Genomic DNA, 21,206 nt, shown 5'->3' on the forward strand with positions numbered 1-21,206 from the left:
AGCGGATCAGGCATGGATTATGGCAAAACGTTAAATTTACCGCAAACGGACTTTCCGATGCGCGGCAATCTGCCGCAAGCGGAGCCTAAGATGCAGGAGTGGTGGAAAGAGGTTGATATTTACAAGCAAGTCCAGGATAAACAAAAAGGCAAACCGAAATTCATTCTGCACGACGGACCTCCGTACGCGAACGGCGATATCCACATCGGGCATGCGCTGAACAAAATATTGAAAGATATCATTGTCCGGTTCAAAACGATGCAAGGTTTCGATTCACCTTACGTTCCCGGCTGGGATACTCACGGGTTACCGATTGAGCAGGCGATTGCCAACAGCGGTAAAGTAGACCGCAAGAAAATGAGCGCATTGGAATTCCGTAAATATTGCGCGGAATATGCGATGAAGTGGGTAGAGAAGCAGAAGGTTCAATTCGAACGCCTTGGCATCCGCGGTGAATGGGAAAATCCTTATATCACGCTGCAACCGAACTACGAGGCTCAGCAGATTCGCGTCTTTGGGGATATGGTCAAAAAAGGCTATATCTACAAAGGGTTAAAGCCGGTTTATTGGTCTCCTTCTTCGGAGAGCGCTCTAGCCGAGGCCGAAATCGAGTACCAAGAAAAAACATCCGCATCTATTTATGTCGCTTTCAAAGTGAAAGATGGCAGAGGCAAGCTGCCGCAGGATGCGGAAATCGTCATCTGGACAACAACACCTTGGACATTGCCGGCGAATTTAGGCATTTCCGTACATCCGGACTTTGACTATGCTGTAGTAAACGCCAATGGACGCAAGTTTGTTGTCGCACAAGGTTTGGTGGAAACCGTAGCTAAGGAACTGAACTGGGCTGACCCGGAAATAGTTCAAACGGTAAAAGGTTCCGAATTGGAATACGTAACCTGTCAGCATCCGTTTTACGACCGGGAATCTCTGGTCATGAACGGGGATCATGTTACGTTAGATGCGGGTACCGGTTGCGTGCATACGGCACCGGGGCACGGGGAGGAAGACTTCGCGGTTGGCCAGAAGTACAACCTTGGCGTGCTATGCCCGATTGACGATCAAGGGAAGTTCACAAAGGAAGCTCCTGGTTTCGAAGGTGAATTTTATGATAAAGCGAACAAAAAAATTACGGAAATGCTTGAAGCTTCCGGTCATTTGTTAAAGCTTGGATTCATCCAGCATCAATATGCGCATGATTGGCGTACGAAAAAGCCGGTCATTTATCGCGCAACGGAGCAGTGGTTTGCTTCTATTGATAAATTCCGTCAGGAAATGCTCGATGAAATCAAGACCATCAAATGGACTCCGACATGGGGTGAAGTGCGGTTAGGAAATATGATTGCCGACCGCGGTGATTGGTGTATTTCCAGGCAACGTGTCTGGGGCGTTCCGATCCCGATTATGTATTGCCGCAGCTGCAATCACCCTCTTGTGAACGATGAGACGATCGAGAAAATCGCGAACGTATTTGAACAAGAGGGTTCTGACGCATGGTTTGCGAAGCCCGAATCCGAATTGCTGCCGGAAGGCACAACCTGCCCGAGCTGTGGACACGGAGAGTTCCGCAAGGAAACGGATATTATGGATGTGTGGTTTGATTCTGGTTCGAGCCATGCCGGCGTGTTGCAGGCAAGGGAAGAGCTGCAATGGCCCGCCGACCTGTATATGGAAGGATCCGACCAATATCGCGGCTGGTATAACTCATCATTGATTACGGGTGTTGCGACGCGCGGTTCTTCACCTTATAAGAGCATTCTGAGCCATGGTTTCACATTGGACGGCGAAGGACGCAAAATGTCCAAGTCACTGGGCAATACAGTGGATCCAAACAAGGTGTGCAACAGCTTGGGTGCGGATATTCTGCGTTTATGGGTGTCTTCGGTAGATTATCAGTCCGATGTGCGCATCTCAGATAATATCCTGACACAAACCTCTGAAGGTTATCGCAAAATCCGGAACACGCTGCGCTTCTTCTTAGGCAATTTGGTTGGATTTAATCCGGCAACAGACAGGGTTGCGGCATCGGATTTAAGCGAGCTGGACCGATTTGCTCTGATTCGTCTGAACCGCATGACGGAGCGGGTGCTGAAGGCGTACGAAGCGTATGAATTCCATACGGTTTATCAAGCCGTGCATCACTTCTGCGCCGTGGAAATGAGCGCATTCTACCTGGATATCGTGAAGGACAGACTCTATGTAAGCGCGCCGGATGCACCGGCCCGTAAAGCTTCGCAAACCGTATTATATGAAGCACTTACGGCAATAACTAAACTGATTGCTCCGATCTTGCCGCATACTTCGGACGAAGTATGGAAATACATTCCTGGTGTGGATGGCATCAGTGCTCAGTTGGCGGATATGCCTGGGGCTGACACTTCATTGTACGATTCCGCATTGGAAAGCAAATGGGAGCAGTTCATAACCCTGCGTGAAGATATATTTAAAGCGTTGGAAACGGCGCGTAAGGATAAAGTTATTGGTAACTCCCTGAGTGCTTCCCTGCATTTGTACCCGAATGAGGAAGCTGCAGCGCTATTGTCTCAATTCAATGAATTAGATCAATTATTCATCGTGTCGAATGTAGTTGTACATGCAAGCAGTGAGGAAGTTCCGGCTGATGCTACTGCATTTAAACAGTTGTCTGTTCAAGTGGGTGTTGCGGATGGAGACAAATGTGAAAGATGCTGGATTGTTACACCGGAAGTGGGTAAGGACACAGAGCATCCGACGTTATGTCCGCGTTGTGCAGAGGTAATTAATCATCATCACGCTTAAGCAAGGCATGAAGGAGGACATGATTTGTCAGCAGGTGAAGGTTCGAAGCAAGATCGGCAGGGCTTTGAGAACACGTTGAATGAAATGAATAACCGGATAGACAAAATCGCGCGCAATATGGAAAGAACACAGATTGCCGACTATGTAGATTTAATGAATCATCCCCGCAAGTTGATTTTTCGTAACTTGCTTGCGGGGACGGCTCGTGGAATCGGATATGGTATAGGTTTTACTTTTTTTGCCGCGGTGTCCGTCGTTCTGCTGCAGAAGCTTGGCGCCTTGAACTTACCGATCATCGGCGATTTTATCGCTGATATCGTTCGGATTGTTCAAGCTCAGTTAGACGGGCGTGTATTCTAAGCATCTGTATATTCATCAGGCACCAATAAAGGATCGCCTTCTCGGTTGTTCAGATATTTACGATACTCTTTGTTCCGAATTACGCTAACATGACCTCCGTACATGTCTGTGGCAAGAAAGCTTTCAATCGGTTCAACGTAGCCCTCATTTTCGTCGGCTTCAATATACATGCTGTCATAATCGGAAATGTAATCTCCTTCTTGCATGGCCGGCGTGTTGGATGTGCCCCAGCTCTCAACAATCTGCCATGCATCTTCGCCGTCAAACTGATTTTGTTCATCGGCATCGTCATACTCGTCCAGACTGGTCCGTCCGAATGGAGGGGATAACAACTCCTCCTCAACGGGGCGGCGATAAGAAATCTCAGGATCAGGTACATGTTCTTTGCAATAGCGGGTCGTGGGCATAGCTTCTAACCGGTCAAACGGGATGTCTGCTTTACAAACCGCACATATTCCGTAATTACCTTTTTTCATGGCTTCCAGAGCCTGGTTAACTTGTTCCAACTCATGTTCCGCATTTTCGTTCAGAGCGATGTCTTTCCCGCGTTCATAAACTTCAGTGGCCAGATCTCCCGGATGGTTATCGTAAGCGGAAAGTTCTCCTGTCTGCATGCCCAGAGAATCGGATAAACCATAGGCATCATTGAGTTCGAAGTGTCGCTCCAAATCCCGCTTGTCCTCAAGTAAGGCGCGTTTGATTTGACTTTGTTGTTCTTGATTTAATGAACTCATCAGATCAACTCCCTTAGCGTAATGTCATGGTGTTAGTTTTGGCGGAAGCATTTGTTTTTAGTAAGGGAGAATCTTTGGATGTAAGGAAATAAACGGATGTGCAATAAGGCATATTCGACAATGAAAGGAGGCACAAGATGTATAAATTTTATGGCATTTCCATCCTAATACTCGCTCTCGATCAATTTACGAAATGGCTGATCAAGAGTAACTTGGAACTGCAAGAGCAAGTTCAAGTGCTCGGTGAGTTTTTCGTTATTACTTCTCATCGTAACCGCGGCGCGGCTTTCGGAATATTGCAGGATCAGCGTTGGTTTTTTATTTTGATTACGATCGTCATATTAGCCGGCCTCATTTGGTATCTGAACCGCTTGCTTAAAGAGGGCAAAAAATTGTTGCCGACGGCATTAAGTCTGATTTTGGGCGGCGCTTTAGGGAATTTTATTGATCGTGCTTTGTATGGCGAAGTGGTGGACTTTTTTCAATTTACATTTGATTTCAGCTTGGCGGGAAAGTCGGTATATTATGTGTATCCGATTTTTAATGTGGCGGATATGGCTATCGTCATCGGTGTAGGGCTGATTATTGTGGACAGCTTGATGGCTTGGCGCAACGAGAAACGAGGAATGGTTAATGACGCATCAAACAGATAAAGTTACCGAACTGCAGGAATGGATTGCGGAAGCGGGAGACAGCGGGGAACGAATCGATAAGTTTGTGACTGAATCCGCAGAAGAGGATATGAGCCGCTCCCAAGTTCAGTTGTGGATTCGGGAAGGACATGTAAAAGTTAACGGCAAGCCTGTTAAGCCTAATTACAAAATCTCTGAAGGCGATTCAATCATCTTCAGCATGCCGGAGCCTACCGGGGTTGATATTGTGGCTGAAGATATTCCATTAAACATTATGTTTGAGGATCAAGATGTCATTGTAATCAATAAACAACGGGGTCTTGTCGTTCATCCGGCTCCCGGTCATACATCCGGAACGGTTGTGAACGCTTTGATGCATCACTGCAAAGATTTATCGGGCATCAACGGTGAACTTCGTCCCGGCATAGTTCATCGAATCGATAAGGATACCTCTGGTCTCATTATGGCCGCCAAGAATGACAAGGCACATGTTTCCTTGGCGAAGCAGCTAAAGGATCATTCTGTAACACGGAAATATGTAGCCATCGTGCAAGGTAATATCGCGCATGATCACGGGACGATTGACGCGCCGATCGGCCGGGATACAACAGACCGGAAACTGTTTACCGTTACTGAACACAACAGCAAGCATGCGGTGACGCATTTCCTGGTTCTTGAGCGCTACGGGGACTACACGGTTGTTGAGTTGAAGCTGGAAACGGGCCGTACGCATCAGATTCGCGTACATATGAAATTCATAGGCCACCCTATTGTGGGAGATCCGATGTATGCGCGGAATAAAGGCATCTCCATGGAAGGACAAGCGCTGCATGCGGCTGTCCTGGGCTTTGTGCATCCGCGTACAGGCGAGTATTTGGAATTTGAAGCACCAATGCCGGAGGAAATGCAGGAAGTGCTTCAACGAATCAAGAGCCGTTAATAAGTACAAATCATTCTCTAAAAAATCCATTCTTTTCTCGTGAAAGTTCATTCATAGTAAAGATATAGTGTGTCTATTTGTCTAAATACAATCATGTTTTCAAGGGAGAGGTAATCATGAGCGAAGAAACTTATATCCAGCAATTGTTTGCGGAACGAATCGGCGGGGCTAATTACGGTAAAGGTACAGCGATTTACAAGTTTGAGAAAATCAAGCGCGCGAAAGCGGCCGCCAAGAAAGAACATCCCGATGTGGAACTGATCGATATGGGGGTCGGCGAACCGGATGAGATGGCGGATGCGGGTATCGTGGCTAAGCTGGCTGAAGAAGCGGCTAAGCCTGAGAATCGCGGTTATGCGGATAACGGAATTGTTGAATTTAAAACTGCGGCAGCCGCTTATTTAAAAAATGTTTTCAATGTAGACGGCATTGACGCGGAAACTGAGATTGTGCATTCCATCGGTTCCAAGCCTGCATTGGCTATGCTTCCTTCTTGCTTTATCAACCCAGGCGACGTCACGATTATGACCGTACCCGGGTATCCGGTTCTTGGAACCCACACGAAATATCTGGGCGGCGAAGTGCATAACGTTCAGTTGACGAAGGAAAACAACTTCTTGCCTGATCTGGATGCGATTCCGACAGAAATCGCCGAGCGCGCCAAGCTTCTATACCTGAACTATCCTAATAATCCTACAGGCGCAAGCGCTACGGTTGAATTTTTCACGAAGGTCGTAGCTTTCGCGAAGAAATATGATATTGTTGTTGTACATGACGCGCCATACGCCGCATTGACCTATGACGGCTTGAAGCCGTTAAGCTTTCTGTCCGTGCCGGGTGCCAAAGAAGTGGGCGTGGAGCTTCATTCCTTGTCCAAATCTTATAACATGACCGGTTGGAGAATCGGATTTGTAGCCGGTAATCCGCTTGTAGTTAAAGCATTCAGTGATGTAAAAGACAACAATGACTCCGGACAGTTTATGGCGATCCAAAAGGCCGCGGCTTGGGGATTAAACAATCCTCAAATTACTGAGAAAATTGCGGAGAAGTACTCCAGAAGGCACAACATGCTGGTTGGAGCCTTGAATGAAGTTGGCTTTAAAGCAGAGAAGCCTAAAGGTTCGTTCTTCTTGTACGTGGAAGCGCCTAAAGGAATTAAAGGCGGTCAACGCTTCGAATCCGCGGAAGACTTCTCCCAGTATTTGATCCGTGAGAAACTGATTTCTACGGTGCCTTGGGATGATGCGGGTAAATTTGTTCGTTTCTCTGTTACTTTTATCGCGCAGGGAGAGGAACAAGAAGCTCTTGTTATTGATGAAATCAAACGCCGTCTGACCGATGTTGAATTTGAATTCTAATAACGTATGCTTGACATCTTTTGTCGAAAGTGTCATAATCCTCTTAGTTGAATAGAACCTTTAAAAACAGTCCCGTGAGGCTGGCAAGGTTACGTTAAGAGGTCGAATCCGGATTTCGGTCGGAGTGCATGCGTGCAGTCTAGCAGAATCACTGAGGATTCATGGCTTTCTATAGGTGTACGAACGTACAACCTCCTTGTCTACGGGCATGGGGGTTTTTTTTGTGCGGAAAAGGTTAAATTTGGTTGGAAAAGGAAGGTGCTTCCATGGCTGAACAACACGTCATTATGGATGAGATTGCGATCCGCAGAGCGCTCACAAGAATTGCACATGAAATTCTAGAGCGCAACAAAGGGATTGAGGATTGTATGCTCGTAGGCATTCGGCGGCGAGGTGTTTTCTTAGCCAAACGGCTGGCTCAGCGCATTGAAGAGATCGAAAACGCATCAATCCCCGTAGGTGAGCTGGATGTAACAGCATATAGGGATGATTTGGAGGAATCGATCCTCAAGGACGAGTCGCCTCCGGCATCCGGTGCGGACGGCGCGTATCCGCCTACACGCGGTAAACGAATTATTCTGATTGACGACGTGTTGTATACCGGACGGACCATCCGTGCGGGGATGGACGCGCTGATGGACATGGGCAGGCCTCAATCGATCCAACTGGCCGTGCTGGTGGACCGGGGGCATCGGGAATTACCGATACGCCCGGACTACGTAGGGAAGAATGTGCCGACATCAAAGCTGGAGCAAATCGAAGTGACTTTAACGGAAATCGATACGAAGGATCAGGTCGTTATTTTTCAAGGGAGGGGATAATCATCATGGCCGACACAGCAACCAAAACCAAGGAAAACAGCTTATTGGGTCTGAAAGAATTAAGCGCAGGCGACATCGTTTCCATCCTGGATCGGGCGGCGTACTGGGAAGCATCATTCCCGAAACAAACGGACACCTTACATGGCAAATTTATAGCGAATATGTTTTTTGAAAACAGCACACGCACTCGCTTCTCCTTTGAGATGGCGCAGAAGCGTCTTGGCGCGCAGGTGATGAACTTCGCAGCCGCGGCTTCATCGGTGCAAAAAGGGGAATCCGTTTATGACACGGTCCGCACACTGGAGTCCACCGGGGTGGATGCGGGAGTGATTCGACTAAAGCCTATCGGATTATTGGCGGAAATCGCGCAGAAAATCAAGATGCCGCTAATTAACGCGGGTGACGGCAACAATGAGCATCCGACACAAGCCCTGCTCGATTTATACACCATGCGCAAGCATTTCGGTGAGATTCGCGGTTTGACAGTGTCCATCATCGGAGACATCAACCATAGTCGGGTAGCGCGCTCCAATCTGTGGGCGCTGACGAAATTAGGAGCCAAAGTTCAATTTTGCGCACCTGAAACAATGAAAGCACCTGACCTTGCGGGGCTTGCTCCTTATGTCAGTATAGATGAGGCCATCCGCGCGGATGTTGTGATGATGTTGCGGGTACAGCTGGAAAGGCATGAGCAGGGCCTGATGACAACCGCCGAAGAGTATAGAGCTAACTACGGACTTACTGTGGAACGGATGCATGCCATGGCGAAGCACGCCATTATCATGCATCCGGCGCCGATTAACCGTGATGTAGAGATCGACGATGAACTGGTGGAACATGAGAAATCGAAAATTTTTGAACAGATGAGCAACGGTGTGCCGATTCGGATGGCGGTTGTGGAGAGAGCGCTAAGCTAGGCTGAAGATCAGACTACAGATGTAAAAGCGAGAATCATGGGAGGTTCTTATGTCAACTTGGATCTTAAACGGAACAATTGTCAATCTGGAAACGAATGCTGCGGAAACGAAGCATGTGTATATTGAGAACGGAGTAATCCAGAACATTATGGATACCGAGAGCGAATTGCCCGAAACAGGCATCGCTGAAGTGATTGACGCCGCCGGTAAGCTCGTATCCGCCGGGTTTATCGATATGCATGTACACTTACGCGAACCGGGCTTTGAGTATAAAGAAACAATCGCAACTGGGGCGATGTCGGCAGCCAAGGGAGGATTTACAGCGATTGCCTGCATGCCGAACACGAAGCCGGTCATCGGCACAGCCGAGGTCGTTCGCAGTGTGCTTGCCAAGGCGGACGCCGCCGAAGCGGCGCGCGTGCTGCCCTACGCCGCAATCAGCGTGAATCAGCTCGGTCGTGAGCTGACAGACTTCGCCGCGCTGAAAGAAGCTGGCGCCATCGGGTTTACCGATGACGGCGTCGGTGTGCAGAGCGCGCAGATGATGAAAGACGCCATGAAGCTGGCGGCTTCCATGAACATGCCGATCATCGCGCATTGCGAGGATGAAACGCTGGTGGTTGGCGCGCCGGTGGCGGAGGGACCTTTTGCCGAGAAACACGGCCTGAAAGGGATTCCGAATGAATCCGAAGCGATTCATGTCGGCCGTGATGTGCTGCTCGCGGAAGCGACAGGCGTACATTACCACGTCTGCCATGTCAGCACCGTGCAATCCGTTCGTCTGATCCGCCAAGCGAAGAGCTTGGGTGTGAACGTAACCGCGGAGGTATGCCCGCATCACCTTCTCCTGGCGGATGAGGACATTCCCGGGCTCGATGCCAACTGGAAGATGAACCCGCCTTTAAGGTCCCGCAAGGATGTTGAGGCCATGATTGAAGCTCTGGAGGACGGCACGATCGATATGATCGTAACGGATCACGCGCCGCACAGTGAAGAAGAGAAGGCGAAAGGCATGCAATTGGCGCCGTTCGGCATCGTCGGTTTCGAAACCGCGTTTCCGTTACTTTACACGAAATTCGTAAAGACAGGGAAATGGACGCTAGCCTTCCTTTTGACTAAGTTGACGGTCAAACCCGCTGAAGTGTTCGGTTTACCTTGGGGCAAGCTTGAGATCGGACGCTCAGCGGACATCACGATTGTAGACTTGAATACGGAGCAAGAGGTTGACCCGGCTACTTTTGTAACTAAAGGAAAAAATACACCGTTTACCGGATGGACGCTGCAAGGCTGGCCGGCATTAACGATGGTTGAAGGCAAGACCGTATGGTCCTCAAGATAAAATCATAATTAGGGATGTGAAGAGAAGTGGGTCAAGCAAGATTGTTACTGGAAGACGGAACGTTATTTACAGGCACTTCATTCGGAAGTGAAGGCGAATCCGTAGGCGAAGTTGTATTCAACACAGGCATCACGGGGTACCAGGAAGTGCTGTCCGACCCGTCTTATTGCGGACAAATTGTAACGATGACTTTCCCGTTAATCGGCAATTATGGGATCACCCGCGATGATTTTGAATCGATCCGACCTTTTGTCCACGGCTTTGTCGTTCGCGAGCATGAAGAAGTGCCAAGCAACTGGCGCGCCCAGCTGTCCGTAAGCTCTCTGCTGAAGGAGTATGACATTCTTGGCATAAGCGGAATCGACACTCGGATGCTGACCCGTAAAATTCGTAATTTCGGAGCCATGAAAGGCATTATTACGACAGGTACTGAGTCCGTAACGGAATTGACCGAGCGCATGGGGGCTACCCGCTTTATGACGGATCAGGTTTCGCGCGTGTCCGCGCGTAATGTCATTCACGTACCCGGGGACCGCGAACGTGTTGTGCTGGTAGACTTCGGTTCCAAAAGCGGAATTCTGCGCGAATTGACGAAGCGGGGTTGTGACGTGGTTGTAGTGCCTCACGATACGACGGCGGATCAAATCCGCAAGATGAATCCGGACGGGATTCAATTGTCTAACGGTCCTGGAGATCCGAAGGATGTTCTGTACGCGACAGAGATGATTAAAGAACTGCTGGGCGAAGTGCCTCTGTTCGGCATCTGCCTGGGGCATCAACTGTTTGCGCTGGCATGCGGCGGCGACACAGAGAAGCTGAAATTCGGCCATCGCGGGGGTAACCATCCGGTGAAAGAGCTGGCAACGAACCGCTGCTATATCACATCACAGAACCACGGCTATACAGTGAATGAAGCTTCCATCCAATCAACAGAACTGGAAGTTACACATATCAACAATAATGACAAGTCTATCGAAGGACTTAAACATAAGACTTACCCTGCGTTCTCGGTGCAGTACCACCCGGAAGCGGCTCCGGGACCTTTCGATTCCAGCTATCTGTTCGATCAGTTTGTAGAGATGATTCGCGAACATAAGAAGAACAACCCGCAATTGCCGCGTCAGGCTCAAATTTCTGCAGAGGCTCAAACGGCGTCCGCAACACGGAGAGGAGAATTCGCATATGCCCAAAAATAATAAACTCAAAAAAATTCTCGTAATCGGTTCCGGACCGATTGTCATCGGACAGGCGGCTGAATTCGACTACGCCGGAACACAAGCTTGTCAGGCGCTGAAAGAAGAGGGCATGGAAGTCGTGCTGATTAACAGTAACCCTGCCACGATTATGACCGATACGAACATGGCCGACAAAGTTTATATCGAGCCGATTACCCTCGATTACGTAACCCAAATTATCCGTCAGGAACGTCCGGACGGTTTGCTGCCTACCTTGGGCGGTCAGACCGGCTTGAACATGGCGGTTGAGCTGGCGCGTCACGGCGTGCTGGAGCGTGAAAACGTGAAATTGCTGGGAACGCAATTAACAGCAATTGAGAAAGCGGAGGACCGCGATTTGTTCCGCGACTTGATGAGGGAGTTGGAGCAGCCTGTTCCTGCAAGTGTCATTGTTACTACGGTGCAGGAAGCCTTGGATTTTGCCAATGAAATCGGCTACCCGATTATTGTACGTCCGGCTTATACCCTTGGCGGCACAGGAGGCGGCATTTGCGTGAACGAGGAGGAGTTGCTGGAAACTGTAGCATCCGGGATTCGCTACTCTCCCATCGGACAGTGTCTGATTGAACGCAGTATCGCCGGCATGAAAGAAGTGGAGTATGAAGTGATGCGCGATGCCAACGATAACTGTATCGTTGTGTGTAACATGGAAAACTTCGATCCGGTTGGCGTGCATACCGGAGATTCCATCGTAGTTGCGCCTTCCCAAACACTCTCGGACCGTGAGTATCAGATGCTGCGTTCGGCCTCATTGAAAATTATTCGCGCTTTGAATATCGAGGGCGGTTGTAACGTACAGTTCGCCTTAGATCCGCACAGCTACCAATATTATGTTATTGAAGTTAACCCGCGGGTGAGTCGTTCTTCCGCGCTAGCTTCTAAAGCGACAGGTTATCCGATTGCGAAGATGGCCGCAAAAATTGCGATAGGCTACACGCTTGATGAGCTTGTGAATCCGGTAACAGGACAAACCTACGCATGCTTCGAGCCGACACTCGATTATATCGTAACGAAAATTCCGCGCTGGCCGTTCGATAAGTTTACTTCCGCAAATCGGAAGCTGGGCACGCAAATGAAAGCCACCGGTGAGGTTATGGCGATCGGCCGTACGTTCGAGGAATCCATCCAGAAAGCGATTCGTTCCCTGGAAGTCGGCGTGCACCGCTTATGTCTTAAAGATGCGGATAAATTGGATCAGGAAACGTTGGAAACCCGTTTGGCTAAGCCTGATGACGAAAGGATTTTCCTTCTGGCGGAAGCTTACCGCCGCGGTTATACTCTGCAGCAACTGCAGGATTTGACGAAAATCGATTGGTGGTTCCTGAGCAAGCTCCAAGGGCTGGTCGATTTCGAAAAGGTCATCGGGACTGCGGGAGAGTTGACATCGGAGGTACTGTACCAGGCAAAGCGTAAAGGTTTCACCGATCGCGCGATTGCGGAACTGCGGCGTGAAGTCGATGCCAACGCGGATTATGTGCAGGAGAATGATGTAAGAAATTATCGTTTGGAACAAGGACTTAAACCGGTTTACAAAATGGTTGATACTTGCGCGGCGGAATTCGAAGCGTCAACGCCATACTATTATTCAACATACGAAACAGAGAATGAGGTAACACCTTCGACGAAGGAAAAAGTGGTGGTGCTTGGCTCCGGACCTATTCGGATCGGTCAAGGCATTGAGTTCGACTACTCCACAGTCCATGCCGTATGGGCGATTCAAGATGCGGGCTATGAAGCGGTTATCATCAACAACAATCCCGAAACGGTGTCCACTGACTTTAACACGTCGGATCGGTTATACTTTGAACCGCTGTTCTTCGAAGACGTCATGAATGTGATCGAGCAGGAGAAGCCCATCGGCGTTATTGTTCAGTTCGGCGGGCAGACGGCAATTAATCTGGCGGCGCCGTTGTCCAAAGCGGGTGTGCGTATTCTGGGTACTTCACTGGAGAGCATTGATATGGCTGAGGACCGCAAGAAGTTTGAAGCCATGCTAACGTCACTTGCGATCGCGCAACCGAAAGGTTCCACGGTAACGTCGGTTGGCGAAGCTGTCGGTGTAGCGGAGAAGCTTGGCTATCCGGTGCTTGTCAGACCTTCGTATGTTCTGGGCGGACGCGCTATGGAAATTGTGTACTCTGATGAAGAATTGCTAAGTTACATGGAGTACGCCGTCACAATTAATCCGGAGCATCCTGTACTGATCGACCGTTACATGTTGGGCAAAGAGGTCGAGGTAGACGCGATTTGCGACAGAGAACAGGTGCTGATTCCGGGCATCATGGAGCATGTCGAGCGCGCGGGAGTTCACTCCGGCGACTCTATCGCGGTGTACCCGCCGCAGTCGCTGTCGGCAGATATCAAGCAGCAGATTGTCGATATTACGACCAAGATCGCACTTGAACTGAAAGTGATCGGTTTGGTAAACATCCAGTATGTCATCTATAAAGAACAAGTGTACGTGATTGAGGTAAACCCGCGTTCTTCACGGACGGTGCCTTTCTTGAGTAAAGTCACGAATATCCCGATGGCGAATGTGGCAACGAAATTGATTATGGGCCAAAAGCTGGGGGATTTGGGCTACGAAGGCGGCTTGTGGAGAGAAGATGAGTTCGTTTCCGTCAAGGTTCCGGTGTTCTCTTTTGCCAAGCTGCGCCGTGTAGACACTACCTTGGGACCCGAAATGAAATCAACGGGCGAAGTGATGGGTCGGGACTTGAATTATGCCAAAGCATTGTACAAGGGCTTAATCGGTTCGGGAATGAAGATTCCGCCAACAGGCAACATCATCGCTACGGTAGCGGACAAAGACAAGGACGAAGCGATTGAAATCTTCCGCGGTTTCTCAAGTCTGGGTTACAAGATTGTCGCAACGGGAGGAACAGCCGAAGCGTTCGAGCAAGCTGGGCTTGAGGTTAACACGGTGTATAAGCTTAGCGAAGGCTCACCGAACATTCTGGATTTGATTCGTAAGGGCGAAGCTCACTTTGTCGTCAATACACTGACTAAAGGCAAAACACCGGAGCGGGACGGTTTCCGCATTCGCCGGGAAGCGGTGGAAAACGGGATTGTCTGTATGACTTCATTGGATACGGTTCGCGCACTGTTAACGATGCTGCAGGCGATAAACTTCTCATCGAGACCGATGCCTGTTTTGAAATAAATCACTGTACTGAAGGAGGAACACCTTATGACAACCTTAACGCAAACCGCCGGACGCATCATGGTGGCCCTGGATTATCCAGGTGCTGATGAAGCAAGGGTGCTGCTGAAGCAGCTTTCCGGCATTCCTTGTTATGTGAAAGTGGGGATGCAGCTGTTCTACGCAGCCGGCCCTGATTTCGTGCGGGAATTAAAGCAGGAAGGTTATAAAGTGTTTCTGGATGTAAAGATGCACGACATACCAAACACGGTTAAAGGCGGAGCGAACAGTGTAACCAAACTGGGCGTCGATATGTTTAACGTTCATTGCTCGGGCGGTACCGCTATGATGACAGCCGCGATGGATGGAGTCCATGAAGCGCTGGACGCCGGAACGGGCTGGAATCGGCCTGTAGTCATCGGAGTCACACAGTTGACAAGCACGGGTGCCGAGATGATGAACGACGAAATCGGCGTCCCCGGCACTGTGGAAGCCAGCGTTGTAAGGTATGCCCGCTTGGCGCTGGATGCAGGTTTAAACGGCGTGGTCGCTTCACCTTTGGAAGTATCACAGATTAAAGCCGCTTGCGGCAAGGCGTTCCAGACGGTCACCCCGGGGATACGTCCTAAGGGAAGCGCAGTAGGTGATCAATCGAGGGTGCTGTCGCCTAAAGAAGCTTTTGCACATGGGACGGATTATATCGTCATCGGTCGTCCGATTACAGCTGCTCCTCACCCGAGAGAGGCATTGGAATCCATACTTGAGGAGTTGATATCCTAAATGAATACTACAGAAATTCAATTCGATCAACTGGCTGCCGATATTGCACAGGACTTGTTGCACATCGGGGCTGTGGCCTTGCGGCCCAAGCAACCGTTCACTTGGACGTCGGGCATCAAATCGCCAATCTATTGTGACAACCGGTTGACCATGTCTTATCCGGAAGTGCGGGAGCGGATCGCGGACGGATTTGCCACACTGATTCATCGTTTATATCCCGATGCGGAGGTGATAGCCGGAACGGCTACGGCCGGCATTCCGCATGCGGCATGGGTTGCTCAGAAGCTCAACCTTCCGATGATTTATGTTCGGGACAAGGCTAAAGGACACGGGAAAGAGAATTTAATTGAAGGCCAGTTGCAATCCGGGCGTAAAGTGGTGATTATCGAGGATTTGATTTCGACTGGCGGCAGCTCCATTAAAGCCGCTCAAGCGGTTCGGGCAAACGGTGCTGAAGCGTTGGGCGTAATTGCGATTTTCACCTATCAATTAGACCGTGCCGCTGCTGCCTTTGCGGATGCTCAAGTGCCATTGCACACCCTTTCCAACTACGGAGCGCTAGCTGAGCAAGCAATGAAAGCCGGCGCAATCACAACCGAAGAGCTTGAGCTCATGCAATCCTGGCGCAAGGATCCAAGCGCCTTTGGTCAGTAGTATTTTGTAAAATTGAAATAACGCCCAGTAGAGGAGGCCATTAGGCTTCAGTACTGGGCGTGTTTTTTTTTGAACACCTTGATCGTCAAGTTATTTGAAACTAACATATGAAAAATTAAATAGACGCGGCTAAATGTCCGCAATAATGCCTCATTTTGTTTCTCGCTCTATGAATGGATGTTTTTACTGTGGATTCCGTGCAGTCCATTCGTTCGGCGATTTCCCTGTATGACAAGCCTTCCCATGCCAGTAACGTTAAAATCTGTTGTTCCTTCGGCTTAAGTCGATCCATATGTTTGCACAATTCCGTTTCCCATTCATTAAACAAGTATGTCGTTTCCGGATAATGATGTTCCGGGCTCTCCGGTTCGCTGACCGACTCAAATGGTAACCAGGCTCTTGTTGTTTTCTTACGGTAATGGTCGACAAATACACGATAGGACGTCTGGAATAACCAGGCCCTCACGCTGCTTTCTTTGACATTTCTGCCGCTCTGGTAGTATCGCAGGAATGTGTCTTGTACCAAGTCTGACGCTTCATGATGATTTCTTGTCAGTCTGTGCAGAAAATGATATACAGTTGGTTTGTGCTGTGCGTATACTTGTTGAAAATGCTCCGTTGCGGTATAGGCATACATCTGATTTATTCCTCTTTCTCATCCTAAGAATTTCTTCTTTCTATTATGTAAAATTATACATCAAAAAAGGTTACAAAACGGTAAATTTTTGTAAAATAGTACATAAGTCCCTAAATTTCTACCCTAAAAAAACTTTCCTCTATACGTAACTTTTTACAAAAATGCTTCGTCTAACAGAATATATAATATACGGAGGGCGGATATGAAGGACAAACCTATTCTGATTGTTCAAGAGGTGGAGCGCTCCTTTCAGGCAGGAGGAAGGAAACTCGACGTCCTCAAGGGAATACATATGGAGCTCCATGCCGGACAACTGGTTATGCTCAGAGGGCGCTCCGGTTCCGGGAAAACGACGCTGTTGAACATGCTTGGCGGGTTGGATCAGCCCACTAAAGGCGAAATTTACTTCATGGATCAACCTTTCCACACCTGGAATGATGATCAACGGACTAAAGTGCGCCGGAAGGACATCGGCTTTATTTTTCAAGCCTTCGCCTTAATGCCGATGCTTTCGGCCTGGGAGAATGTGGAGCTGGCGCTTCGCATGGCGAACGTGCCCAGAAACGAATGGAAGCCAAGGGTGCAGCATTGTCTTGAGCTGGTTGGTCTCAGCTCGAGGATGCAGCACAGACCTTATGAGTTATCCGGGGGTGAACAGCAGCGGGTTGCCATTGCCAAGGCGATTGCACACCGGCCGGCGTTGCTATTAGCGGATGAACCTACCGCAGATCTCGATTCCCAGATGGGGGCCCAGATTATGGGCGTTTTCAAGAACATTATTCAAAGCGAGCAGGTTTCAATCTGCATGACTACACATGATCCTACAATTTTGGAGGTTGCCGACCGTGTTTATGAAATGGTGGACGGAAAATTCATTGGAGCCTAAGAAGACCCGACAACGGGTTAAACCGATGATGGCTTTGGTTTTAAGTACTACTTTAGTTGTTGCTTCAGGATGTTCGCTGTTGCCGAAAGAGAAAGAAGAGGAAGTGTTGCCTGTTATTAACCCGCCGAAAATTTCCAAGAAGCCGGAATACGAAGTGCGTTCCGAAACGTTGGAAACGAAGGTGAGAGGAAACGGCAATATGAAGTCGTTACAAGAGGAAGCCTTATACTTTACGGAGAATGACAAGCGATTGAAAGAGCTGTATGTGAAACCGTCGGACAACGTCAAGAAAGGGCAGGTTATCGCCGTGCTTGATGTTGAAGACGCGAAGAAAGCATTGCGGGATGCGAAGCTGCAATTCCGCAAAGATGAAATTGCGATGAAAGAAACGTTGCGCAAGAAAGATGAGATGGACCCGCTGGAATTCGAAACCCAGGTGATTGCGTTTGAAGAGAAGAAACAAGCCATTGCGGACCAGCAGGAATCAATCGGGAAGGCTGTTCTGGTGGCTCCTTATGCAGGAACTGTCGTTTCGGTGCCTGTGAAGAAAGGAGATGCTGTTAAAGCATACGATCCGATCGCGGTCATTGCGGATCTTTCCCAGCTTGTTGTGGCGGTTAAAGTCAGTAAAGACGATCTTGAGAAGGTGTCAATCGGCATGGAGGCACAAGTCGAGATCAATACACTTGGCACGCATAAAGGGAAAGTAAAGCAACTGCCTATAACAACCGAAGATACTTCAGACGGGGAAGGCGAAACACCGCAGGGCGGTACCGGCGGGCAGGCTGCTCAGGAGCCGATTGAAAATTTCATGCTCATTCAGTTGGACGCCAAACCTCAAGGACTCACGAATCGGGCACCGCTTAGCGCTACCATTGTCGTCAACCGAAAAGTAAACGCCACCGTTATACCGATTTCAGCGTTGCGTAAGATCGGAGGACGCACCTATGTGCTTGTCTCGGATGAACAAGGCAAACGCGAGGTGGATGTGGAGGTTGGCCAGACGACTTCAACCGATGTTGAAATTGTTGCCGGATTGAAACCAGGTCAGAAAGTAGTGGGCAAATAATATGGGATTTCCGCTGCTTCGTTTCCTGTTCCGCAAGATGTGGAACACACGCTGGCTGACCGCCAGCACTTTGCTCGGCCTCTTGGTGGCCGTTGCCTTCACGATCAGCATACCGATGTATGCCGACGGGGCGCTCAAGCGGGTAATCGCGAAGACGCTTGCTGAACAATCCTCAGGGTTGCCTGCGGGTTCCCTACAGATCCGTTATCAGGCCACGGGAACCTCTCCCACCGATCTTGCTCAGCTTAAGGACGTCGATGGCTACATCCGTAACGATATCCCGGCTGAAATCGGGTTTCCTTACAACACTTTCGTGCAGAGCCTCTCGGTCCGAAGTACCAAGATTATTCCGCTGGAACCCGATAAAGTGGATGCCAGCCGTAACTACAACATGAGTCTTGTTTCCCTGAGCGGGTTGCAGGACCATGTTGAAATCACGAACGGTAAGTTGGCCGGAGCCAGTCTGATCGGCGGTTTCGCTGAAGTGATGATGTTGGAGGAAGCCTTGTTGCTTAACGGGTTGCATATCGGAGATCTATTCGAATACGCGCTTCCCGGCGGAGCAGGCAGTGTCAAGGTTCGCATTTCGGGAGCGTTTAAGCCTAAGAGTGACACGGACCCGTTCTGGTACAAAGGCTTGGAAAGCTACATGACCACGCTGGTCGTCAATGAAGAACTGTTCATGAATCAATTGCTTCAGAAGATGAAGGTACCCTTACGAGAAGCGAACTGGTACTACGCATTCGACCTCAGGGAAATACAAACGTCCCAACTTTCTCCACTTACCCGCACATTAGACAGATTGAACATTGAGTTGTATCAGAGATTAAAGGACACAAAAGTAGACATTTCTTTTATAGATTTACTTAGTGAGTTTCGCAAACAAAGTTTACAGTTACAGACGCTGTTATTCACGTTAGCGGCGCCTATGCTTGCGATGGTGTTCTATTATATCGCCATGAATGCCCGTCAGTCGCTGGATAAGCAGAAGAGCGATATTGCTGTTCTGCGCAGCCGAGGAGGAAGTACCGGTCAAATCATCCGGATCTATTTAATTGAAGGGCTGCTGCTCGGTGGTATTGCACTGGCGGTCGGACCCTTTATCGGCTGGTTTATGGCCAAGAGTATAGGTTCCGCAAGCGGATTTTTAACCTTTGTGGACCGAAAATCGATACCGGTCGGCATTTCTTCAGATGCTTTCATTGCAGGGGGCGTCGCGGTGCTCATCGCGGTGCTGTCGAGTGTGATACCTGCTGTCATCTATGCCAGACAATCTATTGTGAACTATAAGCAAAGCGCTGCCAGATCGGACAACAAGCCTTATTGGCAACGTTGGTTCCTAGATATTGTATTGGTATTGGCGGCGGGTTACGGATGGTATTTATTTAACGAGCGGCAGTTTCTCGCTGTGAAGACGGGACTCACGACAGATCAGCTGGACGTACAACCGTTCCTGTTCTTTGTTCCGGCGTTGTCGATTTTTGCTCTGGGATTGCTTTTCCTTCGAATTTTCCCATGGCTTCTGACGCTTTTTACGTGGATGGGAAGAAGATTCCTGTCCGTACCAGCTTATTTGACACTTACACAACTTTCACGTTCGGCCAACTCCTACTATCCTTTGATGATTTTGCTTATTCTGACGCTGGGACTTGGTGTGTACAATTCTTCAGCCGCCAGGACGATTGATCTCAATTCAACCGAGCGAACGCTCTATCAATATGGAACGGATGTTGTTGTCCAAACGGTATGGGAAGGTTTCGCGGAAGTAACACCCGGTTCCCAAGGCGGAGGCCAGGGAAATGGAGGCGGTCAGGGCTCAGGAGGAAGTTCAGGAGGAAGTTCAGGCGGCAACGGAGGAGGCGCGGGCGGCAACGGTGCAGGAGGCAATCCAGGTGCACCGGGCGGCGGGCAACCTCCGGGCCGGGTCATTTATAATGAACCTCCGTTTGAAATGTTCCGCAACCTGGAAGGGGTGGAAGCAGCTGCCCGTGTGTTAATTACCAAAGGCAGCGTTACCGTCTCGGGTCGTACCATTGGTCAGGGCACGGTAATGGGGATCGATAATGTTGATTTCTCCAAAGTTGCCTGGTTCCGAAACGATTTATTTCCTGTTCATCCTTTCAAATATTTGAACATCTTGGGAGCTTACGAGCATTCCGTCATTATTTCAGATAATGTCGCGAAGAAATATCAATTAAAGCCGGGGGACTCTATTTCCATAGCGATTAATCAGCAACCTGTTGAATTCTTTATCGTAGGTACATTGCCTTATTGGCCAAGTCAGTATCCGGAACAAAATCCGTTCTATATTACGAATTTAGACTACATCTATGATCAAGTGCCTGTAATTCCCTATGAGGTATGGTTAAAGATGAAGCCTGGCGCTAAAGCCGGACCTATGATTCAAGCTCTGCAAACACAAGGAATCGAACTGGCTTCGGTCAAGGATGTCCGCAACGAGCTGGTTGTCCAAGGGAAGCATCCTACGCGGGGCGGGGTATTCGGAATTTTAAGTTTAGGGTTTTTGGTGTCTGTCATGGTCTCCCTGATCGGTTACATTCTCTATTGGTTCTTTAACCTGTCGGGTCGCGTGGTTCAATTCGGTGTACTTCGAGCCATGGGCCTTTCCAGAGGTCAACTGACCGGAATGTTGCTCTTGGAACAGTTGTTTACAGCAGGTCTTTCCATTGGACTTGGCATCGGAATCGGAAAACTTACCAGCATTCTGTTCCTGCCCTTCCTGCAGACTTCGCAGAATACGCAGATGCAAGTACCTCCTTTTCGTGTCGTGTTCGAATCCAAGGACACCTTCCAGTTATATATCGTGGTAGCCTTCATGATGATCACAGGCGCAGCGTTGCTGTTCCTACAGATACGCAGATTGAGGGTTCATCAGGCCGTTAAGTTAGGGGAGGAGAGATAAC

At 49.2% G+C, this 21,206-nt stretch carries 17 protein-coding genes; 15 read left to right on the forward strand and 2 right to left on the reverse strand.

Features of this window, described 5'->3' with window-relative positions:
• Positions 1–12 precede the first annotated feature (12 nt).
• Both ileS and SY83_RS15125 read left to right on the forward strand, forming a co-directional pair.
• A complete protein-coding gene (gene ileS / locus SY83_RS15120) occupies positions 13–2,778 on the forward strand; it encodes an isoleucine--tRNA ligase (protein ID WP_068607954.1) in 2,766 nt (921 codons plus the stop codon).
• A gap of 84 nt (positions 2,779–2,862) precedes the next feature.
• A complete protein-coding gene (locus SY83_RS15125) occupies positions 2,863–3,138 on the forward strand; it encodes a DUF5665 domain-containing protein (RefSeq protein ID WP_157279948.1) in 276 nt (91 codons plus the stop codon).
• Here SY83_RS15125 and SY83_RS15130 read toward each other — a convergent pair.
• Positions 3,135–3,872: a TraR/DksA C4-type zinc finger protein gene (locus SY83_RS15130; protein ID WP_068607960.1), complete on the reverse strand. Its 738-nt coding sequence runs from the start codon at positions 3,870–3,872 to the stop codon at positions 3,135–3,137. The two genes, SY83_RS15125 and SY83_RS15130, sit on opposite strands and share 4 nt — an antisense overlap.
• 137 nt (positions 3,873–4,009) lie before the next feature.
• Between SY83_RS15130 and lspA the strand changes: the two genes are divergently transcribed.
• From lspA to pyrE, 10 genes are all read left to right on the forward strand, one after another.
• Positions 4,010–4,525: a signal peptidase II gene (lspA, locus tag SY83_RS15135; protein WP_068607963.1), complete on the forward strand. Its 516-nt coding sequence runs from the start codon at positions 4,010–4,012 to the stop codon at positions 4,523–4,525.
• Entirely contained in the window at positions 4,506–5,444 is a 939-nt protein-coding gene (locus SY83_RS15140) for an RluA family pseudouridine synthase (protein WP_068607965.1), read from the forward strand. Before lspA ends, SY83_RS15140 begins: the two co-directional genes overlap by 20 nt.
• Positions 5,445–5,560: 116 nt before the next feature.
• Positions 5,561–6,802, forward strand: a complete 1,242-nt coding sequence (locus SY83_RS15145; RefSeq protein ID WP_068607972.1) for an LL-diaminopimelate aminotransferase — start codon at positions 5,561–5,563, stop codon at positions 6,800–6,802.
• A gap of 266 nt (positions 6,803–7,068) precedes the next feature.
• Positions 7,069–7,623 (forward strand): bifunctional pyr operon transcriptional regulator/uracil phosphoribosyltransferase PyrR, encoded by a 555-nt coding sequence (gene pyrR / locus SY83_RS15150; protein ID WP_068607978.1) that lies wholly within the window; start codon positions 7,069–7,071, stop codon positions 7,621–7,623.
• A gap of 5 nt (positions 7,624–7,628) precedes the next feature.
• On the forward strand, positions 7,629–8,540 hold the full coding sequence (locus SY83_RS15155) for an aspartate carbamoyltransferase catalytic subunit (protein ID WP_068607981.1): 912 nt from the start codon (positions 7,629–7,631) through the stop codon (positions 8,538–8,540).
• 49 nt (positions 8,541–8,589) lie between these two features.
• Entirely contained in the window at positions 8,590–9,879 is a 1,290-nt protein-coding gene (locus SY83_RS15160) for a dihydroorotase (protein ID WP_068607983.1), read from the forward strand.
• Between the two features lie 26 nt (positions 9,880–9,905).
• Entirely contained in the window at positions 9,906–11,075 is a 1,170-nt protein-coding gene (gene carA, locus SY83_RS15165) for a glutamine-hydrolyzing carbamoyl-phosphate synthase small subunit (protein ID WP_068607990.1), read from the forward strand.
• Entirely contained in the window at positions 11,062–14,277 is a 3,216-nt protein-coding gene (gene carB, locus SY83_RS15170; RefSeq protein WP_068607993.1) for a carbamoyl-phosphate synthase large subunit, read from the forward strand. The genes carA and carB overlap by 14 nt, the downstream gene beginning before the upstream one ends.
• A gap of 27 nt (positions 14,278–14,304) precedes the next feature.
• Positions 14,305–15,036, forward strand: coding sequence for an orotidine-5'-phosphate decarboxylase (pyrF, locus tag SY83_RS15175; RefSeq protein ID WP_068607996.1), 732 nt, complete (start codon positions 14,305–14,307; stop codon positions 15,034–15,036).
• Positions 15,037–15,690, forward strand: a complete 654-nt coding sequence (pyrE, locus tag SY83_RS15180) for an orotate phosphoribosyltransferase (RefSeq protein WP_068607999.1) — start codon at positions 15,037–15,039, stop codon at positions 15,688–15,690.
• A gap of 115 nt (positions 15,691–15,805) precedes the next feature.
• On the opposite strand, the gene SY83_RS15185 is transcribed toward pyrE, so the two are convergent.
• Positions 15,806–16,327 carry an RNA polymerase sigma factor gene (locus SY83_RS15185; protein WP_068608001.1) on the reverse strand — a complete coding sequence of 174 codons (522 nt, stop codon included), beginning with the start codon at positions 16,325–16,327 and terminating at the stop codon, positions 15,806–15,808.
• A gap of 202 nt (positions 16,328–16,529) precedes the next feature.
• On the opposite strand from SY83_RS15185, the gene SY83_RS15190 reads away from it, so the two are divergent.
• The 3 genes from SY83_RS15190 to SY83_RS15200 are packed head-to-tail and all read left to right on the forward strand — an operon-like array spanning position 16,530 to position 21,205.
• Positions 16,530–17,213 (forward strand): ABC transporter ATP-binding protein, encoded by a 684-nt coding sequence (locus tag SY83_RS15190; protein WP_068608004.1) that lies wholly within the window; start codon positions 16,530–16,532, stop codon positions 17,211–17,213.
• Positions 17,179–18,282, forward strand: a complete 1,104-nt coding sequence (locus SY83_RS15195; RefSeq protein WP_331710007.1) for an efflux RND transporter periplasmic adaptor subunit — start codon at positions 17,179–17,181, stop codon at positions 18,280–18,282. Before SY83_RS15190 ends, SY83_RS15195 begins: the two co-directional genes overlap by 35 nt.
• A 1-nt stretch (position 18,283) precedes the next feature.
• Positions 18,284–21,205 (forward strand): ABC transporter permease, encoded by a 2,922-nt coding sequence (locus tag SY83_RS15200; protein ID WP_068608008.1) that lies wholly within the window; start codon positions 18,284–18,286, stop codon positions 21,203–21,205.
• Position 21,206 lies beyond the last annotated feature (1 nt).

Source organism: Paenibacillus swuensis, assembly GCF_001644605.1.
GTDB classification, from domain to species: domain Bacteria; phylum Bacillota; class Bacilli; order Paenibacillales; family DY6; genus Paenibacillus_N; species Paenibacillus_N swuensis.